This is a genomic window from Acinetobacter higginsii, from assembly GCF_000369845.1.
Lineage (GTDB): Bacteria > Pseudomonadota > Gammaproteobacteria > Pseudomonadales > Moraxellaceae > Acinetobacter > Acinetobacter higginsii.
Genome location: NZ_KB850223.1, coordinates 545433 through 563019, shown reverse-complemented (window position 1 = coordinate 563019; position 17587 = coordinate 545433). Strand labels below are relative to the sequence as shown.

Annotated in this window: 15 protein-coding genes; 4 read left to right on the top strand and 11 right to left on the bottom strand. The window is 38.8% G+C overall.

The window, feature by feature from the left end:
• Positions 1-222: 222 nt before the first annotated feature.
• From cas6f to F885_RS00280, 6 genes are all read right to left on the bottom strand, one after another.
• Entirely contained in the window at positions 223-840 is a 618-nt protein-coding gene (gene cas6f / locus F885_RS00255; RefSeq protein WP_005323017.1) for a type I-F CRISPR-associated endoribonuclease Cas6/Csy4, read from the bottom strand.
• 9 nt (positions 841-849) lie between these two features.
• A complete protein-coding gene (cas5fv, locus tag F885_RS00260; protein WP_005323016.1) occupies positions 850-1872 on the bottom strand; it encodes a type I-Fv CRISPR-associated protein Cas5fv in 1023 nt (340 codons plus the stop codon).
• A gap of 15 nt (positions 1873-1887) precedes the next feature.
• The gene (cas7fv, locus tag F885_RS00265; RefSeq protein WP_005323015.1) at positions 1888-2832 is read right to left on the bottom strand and encodes a type I-Fv CRISPR-associated protein Cas7fv; all 945 of its coding nucleotides are present in this window, start codon (positions 2830-2832) and stop codon (positions 1888-1890) included.
• Between the two features lie 199 nt (positions 2833-3031).
• On the bottom strand, positions 3032-6082 hold the full coding sequence (locus F885_RS00270) for a CRISPR-associated helicase/endonuclease Cas3 (protein ID WP_032859889.1): 3051 nt from the start codon (positions 6080-6082) through the stop codon (positions 3032-3034).
• Positions 6082-7044 (bottom strand): type I-F CRISPR-associated endonuclease Cas1f, encoded by a 963-nt coding sequence (cas1f, locus tag F885_RS00275; protein WP_005323013.1) that lies wholly within the window; start codon positions 7042-7044, stop codon positions 6082-6084. The genes F885_RS00270 and cas1f overlap by 1 nt, the downstream gene beginning before the upstream one ends.
• Positions 7045-7160: 116 nt before the next feature.
• A complete protein-coding gene (locus F885_RS00280; protein ID WP_005323011.1) occupies positions 7161-7532 on the bottom strand; it encodes an Mpo1-like protein in 372 nt (123 codons plus the stop codon).
• A gap of 177 nt (positions 7533-7709) precedes the next feature.
• Between F885_RS00280 and F885_RS00285 the strand changes: the two genes are divergently transcribed.
• Positions 7710-9167, top strand: a complete 1458-nt coding sequence (locus F885_RS00285) for a CYTH and CHAD domain-containing protein (RefSeq protein WP_005323010.1) — start codon at positions 7710-7712, stop codon at positions 9165-9167.
• 318 nt (positions 9168-9485) lie between these two features.
• Here F885_RS00285 and F885_RS00290 read toward each other — a convergent pair whose 3' ends face one another.
• The gene (locus F885_RS00290) at positions 9486-10118 is read right to left on the bottom strand and encodes a hypothetical protein (RefSeq protein WP_005323008.1); all 633 of its coding nucleotides are present in this window, start codon (positions 10116-10118) and stop codon (positions 9486-9488) included.
• 105 nt (positions 10119-10223) lie between these two features.
• Here F885_RS00290 and F885_RS00295 point away from each other — a divergent pair, with 105 nt between their 5' ends.
• Complete coding sequence (locus F885_RS00295; RefSeq protein WP_005323001.1) at positions 10224-10607, top strand: DUF3144 domain-containing protein; 384 nt, start codon at positions 10224-10226, stop codon at positions 10605-10607.
• 51 nt (positions 10608-10658) lie between these two features.
• Here F885_RS00295 and F885_RS00300 read toward each other — a convergent pair whose 3' ends face one another.
• On the bottom strand, positions 10659-13427 hold the full coding sequence (locus tag F885_RS00300) for a M16 family metallopeptidase (RefSeq protein WP_005322999.1): 2769 nt from the start codon (positions 13425-13427) through the stop codon (positions 10659-10661).
• Positions 13428-13571: 144 nt separating this feature from the next.
• A complete protein-coding gene (locus tag F885_RS00305; protein WP_005322996.1) occupies positions 13572-14390 on the bottom strand; it encodes a PhzF family phenazine biosynthesis protein in 819 nt (272 codons plus the stop codon).
• Positions 14391-14663: 273 nt separating this feature from the next.
• On the opposite strand from F885_RS00305, the gene F885_RS00310 reads away from it, so the two are divergent.
• Positions 14664-15275 (top strand): DJ-1/PfpI family protein, encoded by a 612-nt coding sequence (locus F885_RS00310; RefSeq protein ID WP_005322994.1) that lies wholly within the window; start codon positions 14664-14666, stop codon positions 15273-15275.
• Between the two features lie 12 nt (positions 15276-15287).
• Positions 15288-15452: a DUF1427 family protein gene (locus F885_RS20820; protein WP_005184112.1), complete on the top strand. Its 165-nt coding sequence runs from the start codon at positions 15288-15290 to the stop codon at positions 15450-15452.
• Between the two features lie 78 nt (positions 15453-15530).
• Here the strand turns inward: F885_RS20820 and F885_RS00315 are convergent, their stop codons facing one another.
• Complete coding sequence (locus tag F885_RS00315) at positions 15531-16151, bottom strand: pentapeptide repeat-containing protein (protein ID WP_005322992.1); 621 nt, start codon at positions 16149-16151, stop codon at positions 15531-15533.
• A 138-nt stretch (positions 16152-16289) separates the two neighbouring features.
• Entirely contained in the window at positions 16290-17546 is a 1257-nt protein-coding gene (gene icd, locus F885_RS00320) for an NADP-dependent isocitrate dehydrogenase (protein WP_005202280.1), read from the bottom strand.
• Positions 17547-17587: the final 41 nt, after the last annotated feature.

Sequence of the window (17587 nt, the reverse complement as noted above, 5' to 3'; positions counted from 1 at the left end):
CTATTTCTAAATGGCGTATACCGCCATGAACTATTGTCACTAGCACCGATTTCTCTTGATAGATTTCTAAATGGCGTATACCGCCATGAACTATAAAATTATAGTAAAAATATAAGTTACAACAAGTAGTTAATGTAGATTTAGGCATTTTACCCAATCAAAAAACCACTTGCTGTAACTCATTGATTTTATTAAGCTGTTAAAGAGTCAAAAAAAATTGGGTTAAAACTCTGGTACGGTTGAGAAACGACTTAACCCAAAAGTTCCAAAAGTTCCATCTTTTGCCTCATCAGCAATAGATTTACCAATATATAAGCGATACGGTCTATCTATATTTTCCTCTCGTTTTGCACTTAGGCTTTTCAAACTCACATAAGGCTCAACCACAGGCTGATCAATATATTGCTTAAAGTGCTGTCTCGCTTGATCTAAAGAAATATTATGGCGCTGAGCTTGATGAACAATACGTTGCTCCAAACTCATTTTTGGATTAACTCGAAAATAATGAGCGTACCCCGTAATTTTAGCTTGAGGTACTTCACGTGGTTGAGTGAAATGAACATAGTTCTTAAGTTCCTCCCATTCCAACCACTTCCCCAGATTAAGCTGTTGTAACTCAGCATCTGAATTTGCAAAAATACGAATTTTCGAGCCCAAAAAACCAATGTTCTTTTGCTGGTTAATACGGTACTGTGGAAAAGACACTCCCAAAGGGGTTTTCCCTTGTCCATTCGAATGTTCTACAAAAGCAATATGGAGTTGGATATACACTTTCGACCATAACTCATATAAAGAAAAATCAGAGCTATCTATTAGCGTTAACTCGGCATAATAATTCATAATTCCCCCTCATTTAAGCCAAATATCAACTACATAAGCTAAGCCTTTTTTTCCAAGATAGAAACTTGAAACACCAGCATTCTCTATCATGAGCTTTAACTCTTTGGCTGTATCGATCTCTACATCAAGTGTGATTTCTAACTGACCACTTGCTTTAGTTAGCTTATGATTGACCTTACCCTCGCCTTTGACAAATTCTTCACGTAAATATGGATTTCCATAAATCAATTTCTTTGATCCAGTCGTATATTTGTCCATAAAATCTTTCGGCGTAAATCCATTATTAGAAATACCACTAATACCGCCCATTTTTGATTTAGCTGTACTCATATCATATTTATTTTCAAGCCGCTGCATTTGCAAATACAACGCAGAACAATACATTGGCAATACAAGTTGTAAACCTTTAGCATTTAATGGTTTAAACTTATCAAACAACTCAGAAAGCTTATCTGATGCTGCTTTTAATCGATCAATCATCTGCATTGGCTTAATCTTAGCAATAACATCAAGACGGTTTAATATCGAAACTGGATCAAGTATGGTCGACATTTCCGTCTCAAATTGATTTACACTTTTTTCATCTAAAATAAAATCACACAGCTGATCAATACTCAGTGATAGCACACCCCAAAAATCTTTGGAATAATCTGATAAAAAAATCGGATCATTTACCTTAATCATCCCCGTAAAAGAGTTCTGATCTGTACTACCCTTCATATTACGGATATATGCAATCTCCTGATTAATCACTTGAGGCTTATCTTCAAACGTAATCAAATGCTCTTTGTCAGAAAAATAATAATGACCACTCTTACGTGCGCTATACAGCTTACGCTGATCACCAATTAAACGACTCAGTATACCCATCACCGTATTTTGACTAATCTCTCTGAGATGAAAATTCTCCTCTTTTTTTAACTCTGTCATCGAGGCAACAAAGTTACGCCCATTCTTCGGTAATGGTTCATCATTACTACCATCTAAAAATGAGTTACGCCAAGAAGATTCATAATCGATAATAATTCGCATAAAGCCCTCGCTTACTTATTTTGCAGCAAAATAAACGGCATATTCAGCTTGAGCTTGCGGCGAAATTTCATCTGGACTTCGCTTGATTCGCATCATTTTATTACTGTCGTTGTAGTCCACCTCAATACTATCAACATACATATAGCCTTTTGCTTGACGAATCGATAGATTACTAATCAAATCAATAGTGGTTTTAATTAAAATATCGATAGCAACTTGATCAAGTAAGATTCCTACCTCACCCTCTTGATAGATCGTACCTTTACGTACATAGTTCGAATGGAAAATAGCTTGTGGATTACGTTCAGGTGCGAGTGATTGGATAAAGTCTTGTACTTTCTGTGCAACTTCTTGACCTTGATTATCCTTAATAATCATAGAAGCACGGTCAAACTTGTTATCAAGCGAGATAAACTCTAATTGCTCAATGCTAATCGAGCCATAAGAAATATATTCCGTATCGCCAAACGTAGTTTTGGAAAAGAATGAGGAACTATCTCTTTCTCCAGCCTGTCCAAATTGCTCATAATTGCCATTACCTAGTTGGTCGACAAAATCCTCCATCAATAATGGACTTGTACGCTTACATTGACTTGAAGGAACAACATAACCACGAATCAGCCCTGTAAGTGAAGCCAATACTAAATCTAAGCTTTTTTCTGCAGCAAAATGTAAATCAAAGGCTTGCTCACGAAATAAATGGTGTCGGATACAATTTTGGCTTATATACAGTGGCGTTTTTTTAAAATCAATGTCGGTAGCTTCCTTCTTATATTTATAGCCCGTTTCATCTTTAATCTTGCCTGTTAAGTTTGTATAACCACGTAGCTTTGGCATAGTGTGGTTATCAACTGTACGCCCCTCACTACTCAGGGTTGTTGGACCATTGTTATTCACTACACCATGACCAAATGCACGTATTTTAAAATCAACGCTTTTAATACCTGCTACTTTTTCCATGTTTAACACCTCTCTATATTAATTTTAGTTCAATTTACAAACAACTTGATTATAAAAACATCGTATCACTACAATAAAGAGAAAACAACCTAAGTACTTTTAAGCTTTACTCTAAATTTTGCTATACTTATTTTTGTTGTAAAAACAGCTTAGAAATAAGTACTTTTAGTCATTTTCCGCCGCACAGGCGGTTTAAGTTCTACTCATTTTCGGTCAGCAGTGATTGACTTAACTTATCAATCGTCATCATGCCTACAGGCTGTTTCACGGCTTTAACGTAGTACATCGCATGTTGATGGCGCTCTCGCTCACCGCCTATCGGTTCTAAATCGCTAGGCGTATAGCTGAGGTAAATTGGATATTCAGGCGATCGAGCAAGCTTGAGGAGCTCCCAATCAAATCGTGACGCCTTGTAATCTTCAGCTGGGTTTTTAGCTTTCATCACGTTATGGTGTTTCTTGTGCATGAATGCCAACAAATTCTTATTACTATCACGCATTTCATAGCGACCACCTTGGATTCGATCGATCCCTTCAGTTAGGCCAATGGTCACTTTGCTATGGTCTGTATTCTCAGGATATGCATATTCTTCAATGAACGTTGGTTGCAAACTATCATTTACAACGCATACAGCCATTTGCACAAAGCGGCTATCCCCCCTCAATGACACACTGGCTATTTTCGCTACACCATCTTTTTGTTTTTTACTCCGATTAGGCATACTAATCGGATCAATAACTTTTTCATTGATCATTCTCACGCTATAACGTAAAGCGACTTTCAAATCCTCTTCAACTTTAGCAATGCAAGATTTATCAGCATAAAATGCTTGATAAATCTGATAAATTTGATTGATCTTTATTGTTTTTACACTCTCATCTAACAAATATCTTTTGAGATAACTTAACCAAGCAACTGTGCTATGCCATACATGCATATTTGCCAAAAATTTAGCTTTTCCGCTGGTTTGCTTTCCAATTTCTGCAGACTTTGGTAATACTGTAGTATAAATATTGACCGCATTATTTTTATCAAATCGATCTAGCCGCCCCAAACGCTGTAACCAATTCTCTGCACAGGTTAAGTCAGTATACATCTGCTCGCAGCTAATATTCAGTGAGGCTTGAACAATAGGTCCACTACGTAACACCTTATAGTCTTGGCTGCCATTTTGCTTAAAACTATTAAAAACCTTGTCAAACCACTCCACCTTATCGTTTTTAGTGTATTTAGAGTGTAGTAAAATACTATTTTCCTTATTTTGATGTTTCAAAAAGCCTAGCTGCGCATCCTGAGCAGTATTGCTAATAATAAAAGTTGTTTTGCCATTGGAAATGGCATCATTAGTTAACGGATTTTTCTCCACTGTTTCATCATAGCTGACAAACTCAAGCTGATAATCCGCTTGGTTAAAACTCGATGCACGCACAAGATAATTTGAGTCAATGTTTAATACATTTTTTACAAAATAATCATGTGGTGTTGCAGAGACTAATAGTACATTTGCTTGATGTTTTTTTAGTTTTTTTGCCTCAATCAGCTCAGAAAATAATAAATTAAAAGCAGGCATTGAAATAAGCTCATGGAATTCATCAAATACCACATGAGCCTGCATAAAACCAGTCATTCCCGTGACCTTTTGATGTGAAATAATATTATTTACAACTTGGTCAATCGTTGTAATGACTATATCTCCTGAAAAATAATCTTCAGCATCGGTCTCATCCTCTTGATCAAAAGTGATATCACCTGTCAGTATTTTTTTATACTCACCGGTAAATATCTCAATGCGACTATTAGGTAAATAATCTGACTGTGTTAAGTCATACAGTAAGCCTAAACAGACTTGTACACGAGGGCAAACCCAAATTATTTTTTGCACATTCGTATTCATCGCCCATTCAAGCGCGATTTTGGTTTTGCCACAGCCTGCTGGGCCCTGCAATACAGCGATATTCGCTTGGTCATCAAACTCGGCATTCTGTCGTAAATCTGCAAGGTCTTTTGCGACTTTTGCTTGTGATAAATTGCGTTCACTGTCTGGGTATTTTTGGTTAAAGCCATTGAGACACAAGCCTATTTCATGAGCAAGATTACTGCCTTCCTGGATCACATCGTTCAATGCATTAGCAAGCGTACCTTCAACTAAATACTCTGTTAAATCTTCAGCGGAAAGAGCTGATACAATTCGATCTGCATGTATAACAGCCATCCGCACTAAATTATTTAAAGCATTCGGCTTAATGTTTTCCACAAAATCAACAACATCTATTGAAATATCCTCATAATTTTTATAATTAGGAGTTTCACCCTTTACGCATTTATATCGATAAGACCAAACTGGTACTAAACTCTCTATAGAAAAATCATCAGTTTGGAAAATATGACCAATAGTTTTGATATCACTGAATACCGCTGCAACTTGATTACAAACTTTATCGATAGTTGTTGCTGTTAGTGACTTTATAAATAACTTGTCAATACCTTCCGCTGTAAGGAAGAACTTTTCTTTTTCCGCCGCGCGGTATGGTCGTGTATGATGCCAATAAATTCCATGAAACACCTGATCAAGCTGTGACTGATTAAATTGTGTATTACCATCTAATAATGACTTTGCCAATAACCAAGATATTTCATGATGTCGTGGATGGTCTTCAAAAGAAAATTTCTTAAACCCCTGTACACTACTATCGATATGCACACCATCATCAGGCAACTGGATCTCATCATCAGTCTTATTCGCTTTCTTATTCAGCCATTGTTGAAATTGTGGGTCTAACTTGCCAATATCGTGCAAAATACCAGCTACAAAAGCAGACCTAGCTAGATTAACGTTATTAATTTCCAGCCGCTGGATAAGTAGATATGCCAAATACCCCACAGCAAACAAATGTTGACTGAGAGGTTGTCCATGTGTATTTGCCAAAATTTCTTTTGTTTCTAATGGTAAATCCATAAATAACTCCTTTGTTGTCCAATTCACAGGCACAATCCCCTCCGAATTAAACTTATTCCGATTTCCCACAATCCAAACCAACTCAGTTCTGCGTCTTGTTGCAATCCGATGACAACTTACAGCGGTATTTTTACTTGCGGTTTTCCGTAATAAATTTTTTACCGCCAACAAGCCATCTTCGGTGATCACCGTTTGCCACGCATTGTCACTAATCCGATCTGCAAAAGCATCGAGTACACGACGAGTTCGAGCAATCGCCTTCTTCTCACATTGAGAGATAAAAGTGACAATCATCATTCAATCTCCTGACTTGGAAAGCTTTTACCCGCTTGCAACTTCACCTGTTCAAACATCCAGTCTAGACATTTATACTGTGTGAACTTCTGCAATAGCTGTTGACGGAACGCTTGCTCAGTCAGCCCCTCTTTGGCACAAATAAACGCCCACGGTAAAACCACTGCATCCTTAATGAGATCAGCCACATCAAAGACCAAAGCACCACGTCGGGTTTTGCCATGCATCACTGCAAATGAGTGACTAATACCTAAGACCCAAAGCGTTGTCGCACTGAGCCCATAAGCCAAATAATTGCCATGATTCAAAAAATCATTGGCCAAATCACCTTGCTCTGGATTTCGCTCAAAACTCAACTTACAACGGGTTGCTGCAATTTTATAAAGTTGCTTGGTCATCTGCGCTTCGGCGAGGAGTAAATCACCCACTTTAGCCATATTAGGAATTTTCTTTTCAAAACCAGTCAAGGCTTGTTGAATGTCTAAGTCATCCAGATAAAAACCTTCATCCTTTAAATCTTTATCTTTAGCCCAAATTTTGCGGATAAATTCGATACGAGCAAATTGGAATTGCTTTGCCACCTCCAAACGTTTGACATCATCAAACCAGAAGCTCATCCAGCCTTGCATATACTCAGTTGGGCGATATTCACTTTGTGGCGTTAACCATTCCACCTCACTTCCTGCAAATAAAGGCGTGCCACCGCCACCACAAAAACCCACCAGCACACCTGCACTACATAACATTCGCATCGCAGCCTGAGTAATGGATGTCCCTGTACCGAGTAGAATCACCGTAGTATTGGCAATGGGAATATTCCAATATTGGTTTTCGTTCTTTGCTTCGGTGAGATATAACACTCGCCCATCTTTTTGCATCACTCTGCAATGTTCTAAATAATAAAGATTGGCACGTTTAGAATGTAAGATTGCTTTTAAATCAGATGGGTTCAGTTGTTCCATTATTGTGCTTTTCCCTCATTTTTTATGATCTTACTGAAACGGTGAGCAATAAAAAAGCTGCCGAAGCAGCTTTGCGACACCAAATGTCGCTTTATAATTTTTAAATATACGTTGATTTACGACTCAATTTTATCAAACTGACGATCGATCAGACTCAAACGGCCTCGTGCAACGTCTGACAACATGCGCCAATCTGAGATAAAACTATACAGCGGTTGTTTAAAGCTGGCAGGCTTATTATGTTCAAAGAAAAAATGCCCAACCCAAGCACACGCATAGCCTGATACCAAACCATACAAAGCATATTTTGCCTGACGTTTACGAATCGCTTTACTAAAGAAATATAAACCGACCGAGCTGCCTGCAACGTGCAAACGACGGCTGGCAATACTGCGATGTTCAGTTAAATAGAAGTGATAAAATTCATTATAGTTTTTAATGGGTAATGAAAATTCCACTGGCTTGATAATATTCGCTGGCGCATTCATTTTAAGATCATCCTAATCGTGCAAGACTCTCCACACGTTAATGCATTTTTTGTACAAAATAAAGTCATTGCGTGCCATCCTTTCCAAGCTTAAAACAACTTTACAATGATTTTTGAGATCAACAAGTTATACTAAGTTTTGTCTATATCATTCTCGGTGGTCAGGAGTCATAACATCATGGAAATAGAGCTAAAATTTCAACTCCCTGAATCTAAGAAAAAAAGTGTGTTACAGCTTTTAAGCAAACAAAAAGCACAAAAAATTCAGCTACAAGCCAAATACTATGACACTGCTGACCGTTTACTGGCAAAAAATTATGTGGCTATTCGTTTGCGTCAAGAAGGTGAACATTGGGTACAAACCTTTAAAGCGGCCAGTAAAAACCATTTGCAACGTATCGAAGAAGATATTTATTTAGGCAAATGTGCTGAAGAACCTGAACTGGATTTATCTTTATATAAACATAATCAAACAGTCCAAAGCGTCCTCCGTGATGTGCTAGGTGAAGCACCTGCTGAACTAAAACTGCAATTTCAAACTGATGTACAGCGTACCTTCCATGTATTCGAGTTTGAGGGGTCTCAAATTGAAGTTTGCTTGGACGATGGTGAAATCCGTACGCCAACTGATCAAGCCAAAATCTGCGAAGTCGAATTTGAACTTAAACAAGGCTCAGCACAGTCTCTGATTGATTTTGCCAAAACATGGGTAGATAAATATCAACTCTGGCTCGATGTGCGCAGTAAGGCTGAACGTGGTAATTTATTGGCTATGGGCAAAACAGTATCCCCTGCCAGTAAAGCGAAATCACTAAGCCTAGAGAAAAATGTCAGTGCTGAACAAGCAATCAAACTGATTATCGAAAACACCCTCAATCATATCTTACCCAATGCAGCCGCAATTGCCGATGGTGTAGCCGAAGCGGATCATATTCACCAAGCTCGTGTCGGTTTACGTCGTTTACGTTCTGCTTTAAAACATTTTTCTAACTGGTCTGCGCAAATTGATCCTAGTTGGGAAAGCCAGTTAGCAGATATTTTTAGAGCCTTGGGGCAATCTCGTGATAACGATGCGATTCAAGATTCTGTTATTCCTTTAGTAAAAGAAGTCTGTGATTTTGATTTCCCACTCCCTAAGCGTATTGACAGTCGTGTTTCTCAGTTATTCAGCCACACTCAAACCACACAGCTATTTTTAGCATTACTCAGCTTCACCTATAGTGAACATGAATCTAAATCTAAACTTTCTAAACAAGCAGCTAAAAGCTTAACCAAGCTTTACCAACAGATTCTAAAAGATGCAGCTCAGTTTTCGACTGTAGAAGTTGAGCAACAACATCGTACTCGTAAGCGTGTCAAACAATTGCGTTATTGCATCGACTTTATTGCAGCGATTTATCCTGAAAAACAGGTTCAACAATTCTTAAATAAGTTACAGCCAATTCAGGAATATTTAGGGTTTTATAATGACCTGTTTGTTGCTGAACAAATCTTTGAGCAACAAGTTGCTGAACAGCCGCAGTTTCTATTTGCTTTAGGTTGGGTTAAAGCACAACAACCACATGTGGCCAAGAAAGCGGATAAAAAGCTTCAAACCCTATCTGCTCAGGACGCTTTTTGGGATAAAAAGCGGTAGCTCCATTTCCTTAAATCGCTATCGTGCTTGGCGGCATGGATGCCGCCACAAATAATCTAAGTCCTACAAAAAGCGGATACTCGGAAACGTCATCAGCAACCTGCGTGATATCAGCAAAGTAATGTTTCTGCGATACATTTTAATAAATCCAAGAAATAGACAGGTTTTGCTGATGACAATGGTTTTGCCTACTTTGTCCGAAAACAAAGTAGGAAATCGCCTACGCGAAAACATCCAAACTTTATACAGCTCTTGTGGCTGTGCTATTATTTTTTAATGAAAATTAGAGTGCTAAACTATTTATTCCAATTAAATCATTTACCGATACTTCCCAAAAATCTTCCACGTGCCATTATCTGCAATCGGATCACTATAACTGTCATTACGCTGCTTACGTGGTTTATCCCGTGCATCGACCAATTTAAAATGTGGCTCTACACTCAAAATCACCCCATTCATATAAAACCGCGTTCGGGTATAGTCACTTTGGCCATGCTGAAAGACATAAGTGCGCAAATCAATAAACTCACGATGTGCAACTAAAGCAGCCGTATCATCACTGCCCAACCATTCCTGCATTGCAAAAATCTGATCCGTCTCAAATTGCCCACATTTTTCTAACAAAGCCGCCACACCACGAAAAGTTTTCGATTCCTTAGCACGTGTTTTATTAATTCGAATCCGATCGACATGAAAGAAAAACAGCGGCAGATTTAAATGACTCGGTAAATGAATCGCATCCACAATTTCATCTTCCATAAAAGGCTGGCATAACTGTTGTGCCCGTTCAATTAAGGGTTGCCATTGTCGATAATATTCATCCACGTCTTGTTGCAACCCATAATAAATAGGCAAGCCTTCAACATGCTCTAAATATTGGGGTGGATAAATATGCTGGCGTAATAAAGCAATATCCGTTTTTAAACTTTGAATCGCGATAGCATCTTGCATAATGATTATTCTAATTGCTTAGGCTATTTTAGGTTAAGGCAAAGGTTTAGTTTCGACAAGGCTTTGTCTATAATAATGTGTCTTAACTTGTCGCTGGGAAAAACCATGTCTCAAAAAATTAACGCCACTGATGTGACGGAAGAAGAAGCTTTAAATGCAATCTTTTTTGAGCGTGCAGATGAGTTCATTAAGCTTGCCAATGATTTCTGCCGACCACCTAAAGGTCAGCAAGCCAAGCCAGAAGAATTACGTGGTCAGGTCAGTGCAGCTATGTTATTTGCCACTGCCCGTTTTAATACCTGGGTCGCAGCCAACAACTTTAAAGACGGCGAAGAAATGCGTGATGCCAAAGAGCAAGTGATGTCTTATCTGCTACAACAATTCCAAATGATGTTAGAAGATAACTTTGACGAATATTGTGAACAGTTTGAGAACTACCTACGTTTCCGCAAAAATGAAGATTTTCATGCCCATAAACATGACCATTAATGATTGAGTCAAAAATAAAGCCACCTCATCGGTGGCTTTATTTTTTATGGTTTATTTCAAGTCTTGTGCTTGACCATATTGATCTGCTATGACTTCTACAAACTGGTCCAGTTTGATGTATTTTTTGATTGCAGCATTAACATATTCTTTGGTCAATTTCGCAAGCTCTTGGTCTCGTTCAGCACGATCCAATAAGGTTTTATTGCGCTCTAACTGGCCCGTCAACATGCCATGAATATTGCGCTCGTCTTCCAAAGCCGTCACACGTTTTTTCATGATATCTGCTTTGGCTGCTTCCACTTCCTGCTCAGTCACACCTTTGCTCAGCAACTCATTCAATACCTTGTGTACCGATTGTGAAACTTGCTCAGAACGGCCAGAGGTATAATTTGCAGTAATGCTTAAAGTACCATCATCAATATCTGGATCAAGATCTAAGCCACTACCAAATCCATACACCAAAGCATTCTTCTCGCGTAGCTCTTGAGCCAAACGTGATGAAAGTTGTGAGTTACCTAAAACATGGCTCAGAATAATTAAAGCTGGCGCATCTTTATGATATGAACCAACTGGTAAGGCTAAAACACTTTGATAGCTACCAAACTCACGTTGTTCCGATAAGGCATGAACTTTCTGTGCTTTATACACCGTGTATTGGCCTGTCACTTTTGTGAATGGTTGTTTTGCTTTCCAAGAACCAAAGGCTTTTTGTAAAGTCTTCTGCATTTTCTTGGCATCAAAATCACCCGTCACAGCAATTTGAGCATGATCTGTCACAAAGAACTGATCATAGAATTGTTTCACTTGCGGCTGGGTTACTTCACTAATCTGTTTCTTCGCCAGTTCTGGTTCAAAGTGATAACGGATATCGCCTGGTTGATAGATTTCCAGAATCTTAGACAAGGTCATCGATGAGACAACCGCGGGTTCCGTATATGGACGATCCAATACAGACAGGCTTTGATTTTTTGCTAGATCAAACTCAGTTTGCGAGAATTTTGGCTGCTTAAGGACATCAACAATAAAGTTAAAGAAGTCTTCGAACTTGTCTTTCTTCGCTTGAACAACGATGGTAAAACCATTGCCATTTGAACTGACCGAGGCACCACCGCTAGCCGCAATCGCCTTATCGGTAATTTCCTGCAAAGTATGCTTTTCAGAACCACGCAGCATTAAATAGCTGGCTAAATCTAAAGTAACCCCTTTACCAAATAATGCTTTTTCATCTCCAAAATCCAAGCTAATCGTGGCATAAGTTTTATCATCACGTGTAGGCGTTGGGAAGAGTGCATAGCGGATCCCATTCTTTAATTCACCACGTTGAATTTTCTGCTCATTTTTTTGCAATTGCTGAGCAGACTGTGCCATAAATTGGGTCACTTCCTGCTTGTAAACATTTGCATCTTTTAATGGTTCAGGCTTTTCATCGCTTTGATCTAAAGTTTTTGGCTTCTCTTCTGCTTTCATAGTCATCGCTTTCTTTTGATCTTCAGGCGTCGGTAAAATATCGCCTGAAATACGATGTGAAGAGACTAAAAATTCTTTTAAGGTTTTATTCGCATCATTCAGCTTTAAGTCTTGAACTGCTTGTAAGTCCTTAAAGTATTGATCCCATTGACCATGTGATGAAACTGCATAATCGCTCAGGCGTGAACCTAAAGCGACAGCGTCATTAGCAATGGTATCTGCGGTATTTTGAGTAATATTTTTAATCCGCTGTAATTCAGCCTCGGTGAATGGCTGGCTATTTTCAACACCTATTTTTAGTGCTTCATCAACCTTTTTCGCATCATGATTCGGGGCATAAATTGCGCCCATAAAGACCACGTTAAAGTCTTGATCTAACCATGTGGTTGATTGCACTGCCGTACTGATTCCCGTCTCCACCATACTCTTATACAAAGTACCACTTGGCTGCATGGTATATAACGCTGGCGCAAGTGCTAAAGTCGGTTGTAATGGGGTATTTTTTCCATTCATATAGACATGGAATTTAGCTAAATCACTACCCTTTTGTACCGTAAACTGACGCTGTTCAATTTTACTTGAATCGAGAACAGGCACTTGAACTTGCGCAGGTACTGGGCGTGCTGGAATTGGACTAAAATACTGATCAATTTTAGATAAGACCTCAGTCTTATCAAATTTACCTGAAATCACCATTACTGCATTATTTGGCGCATACCAAGTTCTATAGAACTGGTTCAATTCATTCAGTTGAATCGACTTTAATTCAGGTAAATCGCCAATTGGCAAACGGCCTAAATATTGATTGCCATATGCCGCTTTCCACATTTGATCCATCAATACAGCAAACGGCTGATCCATACGGATTTCTCGTTCACGTTTTACAATTTCAATTTCAGAAGGAACAAATTTTTCTTGCAGCACCAATTTGTCCATACGCTCTGATTCAAGGTATAGGATTTCATTGAGTGCATTTTTTTCAGGACGAACAATATTTAAATATTTAGTCGCATAATAATCTGTGCTGGCGTTGGTCATCAACGTATATTGGTCTAGACGACGTTGAAACTCATCGCCCTTCACATTTTGCGTGCCTTTAAAGGCCAAATGTTCTAATAGATGTGCAAGTCCGCCTTTACCCTTAGGATCATTCAAAGAACCTGTCAAATAAACCGTATTTACATAGACTTTATTTTCTTTATCGTTTGGCGCAAGAATAACTCTGAAACCGTTATCTAATTTATATTCTTCGATATTTTTTTCACTTTTTACGAGTACCGTCTGAGACCAAGACGTTGCACTCAACCCAATCAAACAAAGAGAGAGAGTAAGTTGCTTAAACCGCATTAACATAATTTATCCAAGTGTTTTTGGTGATTTAAATAAAAACGTCAAGCTATAGTAGAGAACGATTCGCATTTTTAATAGTTATGTTTTGAAAAAAGCTGTTTATTTAAACAGCTTTTATCTTTATTTTTGCACAGTTTAAGCTAAAAATCAGATTGTCAGTTCGGCTTGCATATACAATTTGGCATAGCCTGAAATTTCAATACGATCTTCAGATGCAATCACACATTCTAAAATCCCACCGCGTTTAGATGCCTGAAAGGCTGTTAATCGAGTCTGATTCAATTTTTCAGCCCAAAGTGGAACGATTGCAGTATGGATTGAACCTGTTACTGGATCTTCATCAATACCAATTGCTGGTGCAAAATAACGAGAAACACAATCAAACTGCCCTTCACCTCTGGCGGTAATTGCAACATCGGGTTGAGAAGCAGTAATCGCTGTACGAACTTGTCCAAGTTGTTTTAGCTTTTCCAGATCAGGTTGTTCATCCAATACATCTTGCACCGTTTCATATTCAATAATATAGGCTTGGACATTACGATAGACCGCTTTAAATGGCTTGGTGAGCCCTTCACGTAATACTTGAGGATAATCAGTAACTAACTCTGCTTTACGAATCGGGAAATTCATTTTAATTTTGCCGTCTGCATCTTGGCTAACAATAAAAACACCCAGATCGCGTACATGGAACTGGATTGTTTCTACCTTGGTAAAGTCTTTAAATAAAACAAATGCACTGGCTAAAGTCGCATGCCCACAAAACGCCACCTCATTGAGTGGAGAAAACCAACGAATCTCATAATTGGTTTCATCAATCGTTTTCACAAAAGCTGTTTCAGACAGATTATTTTCCATGGCAATATTCTGCATCAAACTATCATCTAACCATTCATCGACGACGATTACAGCCGCGGGATTTCCTTTAAATAATTCTTTTGTAAAAGCATCAACTTGGTACATCTTCATGTCACAGCACTCTCTCTATTTTTCAATTATTTTGAACATTTGGTCTATAAAGTATAGATACAGATTTTTTTTAATTTACGATACACCGTGGCATTTCTGATTCAAGCACACTAAATGCTTTAAAATTAAACAAAAACAATACTCCGCTTGCTAACAGATCGATCTAAATGTCCACTGATTTAGCATAATTCAAAATAAGCCATACAGAATATTCACAATAAAAAATTTGAAGCTCACTATGGTATGACGCAGATTAAACAAGCGAGAAAAACCATGCGTATTCCTGTAAATGCTGTCGTATTTGAAGATTTTGAAACCCTCGACATTATGGGTCCTGTTGAATTGTTTGGCTTGTTGCAACAACATTATCAAGTCCAGTTTTATAGCCTGAATGGCGGTCTAGTTTCCAATAAGCATGGTGTTTGTATTCAAACCAAATCCTTTAGCGAAATGCACATGAATGACCAAAGTATTCTGCTCGTTCCAGGCGGCATCGTGACTTTTGAATTAATTAAAAATCAACAGTTTCTTGATCAGCTCAAAACTTTAGCGGCTCAAAGTAAACACGTGCTTACCATTTGTACAGGTAGTTCATTGCTTGCAGCGACAGGTGTTTTAAATGGTGTTAAGGCAACATCGAATAAAATGGCGTTTGAATTTGTACAAAAACTCAATGACCAAGTGTTGTGGCAAGCCCAAGCTCGTTGGGTGATTGATGGAAAATTCTATACCTCATCGGGTGTGAGTGCAGGTATGGATATGACTCTTGCCTTCATCCATGACACACAGGGTGAAAAAGTTGCCCAGCTTTGTGCTGAAGAGGCCGAATATATCTGGAATAGCAATCCAAACATTGATCCCTTTTGTAAAGTAAAAGCAGGCTGATCAACGCTGCATATGAAGATTTATTTATTATCGCTCGCGGTTGGCGTATTGGTCGGAGTGCTGTATTACCTACTCGATGTGAAAGCACCTGCACCACCCATTGTTGCATTACTGGGTTTATTGGGCATCGTGATTGGTGAACAATTGCTCCCTTTTATTCGACTCTATCTTTCTTAACAAGATAAGCTTTATTCCATCTCCCATAAAAATGAGTGGCCTAAAACCACTCATTTTGCTCGAATTCTTTTCACAGGTTCAATCAATTCTGACATCGAAGCCTAGATTTTCAGCAATCATCAGCGTTTGATCAAGGCTAATAATCGCATCTTTAATCTGCGTTTCTTTCGGATCTAAGGCACTCAAATCACTGCCTCTTAAATCACACTCGGTAAAATCTGCGCGGTGTAGCCATGCACCAGAGAGATCACTCTCTCGAAGCGAACTTCCATGGCAACGTACTCCCGTCAAATCAGCTTCTCTTAAACGGGTTTTCAAAAAAGAAGCTTTCTCTAAATCCGCGCCCGGCAATCCAACAAAAGCCCAATCACTGTCCTCAACCCGCATATGGTGAAACTGACAATCACTAAACATGCTACCGACCAACTTGCAGTCGGTGAATTTGCTATCAAAGAAATTGCAGAAATAGAAAGTACAATTTAAAAATGCGCTACGCTGATGAACCGATGCATTAAAACGCGCTCGTCGAAAAGTACATTCATTAAAAATCGCACCTGTGCTTTGGGCTTCTGACAGATCTAAGTCAACAAATAGCGTCCGCTCATATTTTTGATTATTGAGTACTTGTCCGTACCAATCCAAGCTAGTAATGGTTTCTGTTGTTTTCGGTGCTACTGCACCATATTTTCTTTCCGCCATGATGTTCAGTTTTTATTTTCGAATACATCAAAATATGTCATACATTCAATTTTGTACATGTTTTTCTCATGACTTATTTATCTCAATTTAAAATAAAAAAAGAGCGGCAAAACCACTCTTTCATTTCATACTTAGACTTTAATCTTCCATATGCTGGATTATGGCTTGTCCAAATTCAGAACAACGTAATAAAGTTGCATTGGGCATTAAACGCTCAAAGTCATACGTCACGGTCTTGGCTGAAATTGCCCCCGAAACACCTTGAATGATTAGATCTGCAGCTTCAACCCAGCCCATATCACGCAGCATCATTTCGGCAGAGAGAATAATCGAACCCGGGTTGACCTTATCTTGCCCCGCATACTTCGGTGCAGTGCCATGTGTTGCTTCATAAACTGCAATTGCACCGCCAATATTCGCGCCCGGTGCAATCCCAATGCCGCCCACCTCTGCTGCAAGTGCATCAGAAATATAGTCACCATTTAAGTTCAGTGTCGCAATCACGGAATAATCGGCTGGACGCATTAAAATTTGCTGTAAGAATGCATCGGCAATCACATCTTTAATAATAATGTCTTTACCCGTTTTCGGATTTTTAATTTTTACCCAAGGCCCACCATCCAGCAGTTGCCCACCAAAACGCTCCATCGCAAGTTCATAGCCCCACTCTTTAAACGCACCTTCGGTGTATTTCATGATGTTACCTTTGTGTACTAGCGTCACAGAAGGTTTGTCATTATCAATCGCAAACTGAATGGCTTTACGCACCAGACGTTGGGTTCCTTCTTTAGAAACAGGCTTAATGCCGATACCACAATCTTTAGGGAATCGGATTTTGGTCACACCCATTTCTTCTTGCAAAAATTTAATGACTTTTTTCGCCTCTGGAGAATCAGCCTTCCATTCAATCCCTGCATAGATATCTTCTGAGTTTTCACGGAAAATCACCATATCAGTAAGTTCTGGATGTTGCACAGGTGAAGGCACGCCTTCAAACCAACGTACTGGACGCACACAGACATATAGATCGAGTTCTTGACGTAATGCAACATTCAAAGAACGAATACCGCCTCCAACAGGTGTAGTCAAAGGGCCTTTTATTGATATAATAAACTCGCGTAAAGCATCAAAAGTTTCTTCTGGCATATAATTGCCATAAATTTTATCTGCTTTTTCGCCGCAGTAGACTTCCATCCATTCGATTGAACGTTTGCCACCGTAAGCTTTTAGCACGGCGGCATCTACTACTGCCTTCATTGCTGGTGTAATATCCACACCAATACCATCACCTTCAATAAAAGGGATGATTGGACGATTTGGAACATTCAATGACAGGTCTGCATTTACTGTGATTTTGTCTCCATCAGCAGGAACCACAATCTTCTGATAACCCATTTTGTAGGTTCTCCCTCATGTATTTAGCGATTATCTCTATG